Source organism: Mesorhizobium sp. M2A.F.Ca.ET.037.01.1.1 (assembly GCF_003998075.1).
Lineage (GTDB): Bacteria > Pseudomonadota > Alphaproteobacteria > Rhizobiales > Rhizobiaceae > Mesorhizobium.
Window position 1 is genome coordinate 1 of record NZ_RZSA01001002.1, and the last position, 2,311, is coordinate 2,311.

At 63.3% G+C, this 2,311-nt stretch carries 2 protein-coding genes and 1 pseudogene; 1 reads left to right on the forward strand and 2 read right to left on the reverse strand.

Annotated features, from left to right (window positions below):
* Positions 1 to 63: 63 nt before the first annotated feature.
* Together EOA27_RS32535 and phaZ are read right to left on the reverse strand one after the other, a co-directional pair.
* Positions 64 to 708: a dihydrofolate reductase family protein gene (locus tag EOA27_RS32535; protein WP_126083825.1), complete on the reverse strand. Its 645-nt coding sequence runs from the start codon at positions 706 to 708 to the stop codon at positions 64 to 66.
* A gap of 167 nt (positions 709 to 875) precedes the next feature.
* Positions 876 to 2,084, reverse strand: coding sequence for a polyhydroxyalkanoate depolymerase (gene phaZ / locus EOA27_RS32540; RefSeq protein WP_127258298.1), 1,209 nt, complete (start codon positions 2,082 to 2,084; stop codon positions 876 to 878).
* A 108-nt stretch (positions 2,085 to 2,192) separates the two neighbouring features.
* Here phaZ and EOA27_RS42545 point away from each other — a divergent pair.
* A pseudogene (locus EOA27_RS42545) lies at positions 2,193 to 2,311 on the forward strand (glutathione S-transferase); the annotation flags it as partial.

Sequence of the window (2,311 nt, forward strand, 5' to 3'; positions counted from 1 at the left end):
TATCTATCCGGTTCGGACACCGGGCATTTCTCCCCGTATAGTGACGGGGAGAAAGGGCTGTTGTCACACCCGTCCGATCATCACATGCGTGGCATCGGCGGTCGCCACCTGCCCGGTGCAACGGTATCCCAGCTTCAGCATGTCGAGTCCGGCAAACAGATGCTCGCCCGAGCCGAGCAGGAGCGGCGAGACTGCCAGATGCATCTCGTCGATGAGCTTCTCCTGCAGATACTGCCGGACAGTCGAGACGCCGCCGCCGATGCGCACATCCTTGCCGACGGCGGCTGCCTTCGCCTGTTCGAGCGCTGAGTGGATGCCGTCGGTGACGAAATAGAACGTCGTCCCGCCTTCCATCTCGATCGGCGCGCGCTTCTGATGCGTCAAAATAAAGGTCGGCACGTGGTAGGGCGGGTTGGGACCCCACCAGCCTTTCCAGTTGTCGTCCGGCCATGGACCACGGCTCGGCGCGAACATGTTGCGGCCGAGGATCCACGCGCCGACATTCTCGAAGCTGCGCACGGCAAAATCGTCGTCGGTATCCGTTGTCCCGCCTTCCTTGCCGATCATCTGGTAAAACGAGCGGGTCTTGATCATCCACTTGTGTAGATCTTCGCCGCCTACGCCGAGCGGGTTGTCGAGGCTCTGATCGGGACCGGCGCCGTAACCGTCGAGCGACAAGGTGAAAGCGTTAACACGCAGCCTGGACATCATTGCCTCCTGATCCAGTTGTAATTTGCAATCGGTCAACTGATAGCTTGACTGATTGCGAATTGCAAGCAGATGGGTAGCAGTATCGCGCTCGGCGGCACGATCCAGGTTATGGATTTGACGAGGAACTGGGCCCACGGCGCCGATTCGTTCGTCCGCGCGTCCCGCTATTCCATCGCCAGGATGAGGTTGCGCACCACGGGATAGATTTCGCGTTCCCAGCGTTTGCCGTTGAAGACGCCGTAATGGCCGACATTGGCCTGCAGGTGATGCCGCTTCAAATGTGGGCGCAGCGAGCGGCACAGATCATGCGCCGCCGAGGTCTGGCCCAGCGCGCATATGTCGTCGCGTACGCCCTCTACGGTGAGCAGCGCCGTGTGGCGGATCGCGCCGGGGTCGACCTTGCTGCCGCGGAAGGTGAACGCGCCTGTGGCAAGCTCCGCCTTCTGGAACACCCGGTCGATGGTCTCGAGATAGAATTCCTCGGTGAGGTCGAGCACCGCGAAATACTCGTCGTAGAAAGTCTTGATCTTCTCGGCTTCGGCGGTCTCGCCGGCCGCCAGATGCTCATGGAGCTTGCGATGCGCCGTGACGTGGCGGTCGCTGTTCATGGCCATGAAGGCGGTGAGCTGCAGGAAGCCCGGATACACCCGCCGCCCGCCGCCCGGGTGGCGCCAAGGCACATGCGAGATGACGTAGCTTTGGAACCAAGCCAGCGACTTGCTGACGGCGAATTCGTTGACCTCCGTCGGGCTTTCGCGCGGGTCGATCGGCCCCGCCATCAGCGTCATCGAGCGCGGCGTCGCCGGATGCCTGTCCTCGGACATGACGGCGACGGCGGCGAGCGCCTGGACGCAGGGCTGGCAGACCGCCAGGATATGCGCCCCCGGGCCGATCGCCTCCAGGAAACGGATGAGGTAGTCGACATAGTCGTCCACGCCGAAGCTGCCGGCCGACAGCGGCACGTCGCGGGCATTGGCCCAGTCGGTGACATAGACCTCGTGGTCGGCCAGCAGCGTCTCCACCGTGCCGCGCAGCAGCGTCGAGAAATGTCCCGACAGCGGCGCGACCACCATGACCTTCGGCTGGCGGGCGTCGATGTTCTTGGCAAAGCGCAGCAGTTGGCCGAAGGGCAGGGCGAGCGCCGTTTCGACGGCGACCGGCACCTCGCGGTGGCCGACCCTGACAGTCTCGATGCCGAAATCCGGCCGCGTATGGGTGAGCCTGAAACGGGCGATCATCTCCAGCCCGGCCGCGATGGGTCGTTTGGCGGCGTCGCCGAGCGCCATCCCGGCCGTCGCGGAACCCATCAGTTCGGCAAGCATGCGCGCCGGAGCTATGAGGTCGTCCTGGAGCTGGTAGGCCTGGTAAAGCATTGCGCCTCGTTCCGATGACAGCCCATCGTGCAGCGCAAAAAAGCTAGTGCAATTTATTTTGCATTGCGAGAGGATTGTTGCCGGCGAAAGGCTTGGAGGTTCCACGACATGGCCAAGGCGGGGAAGGCGAAGGCGGCGAGGCCGGAAAGCGCGACGACGGCGACGTTGACGATCTCGTCGAAGAACTACTCGTCCTGGTCACTGCGCGGCTGGCTGCTGTGCCGCAT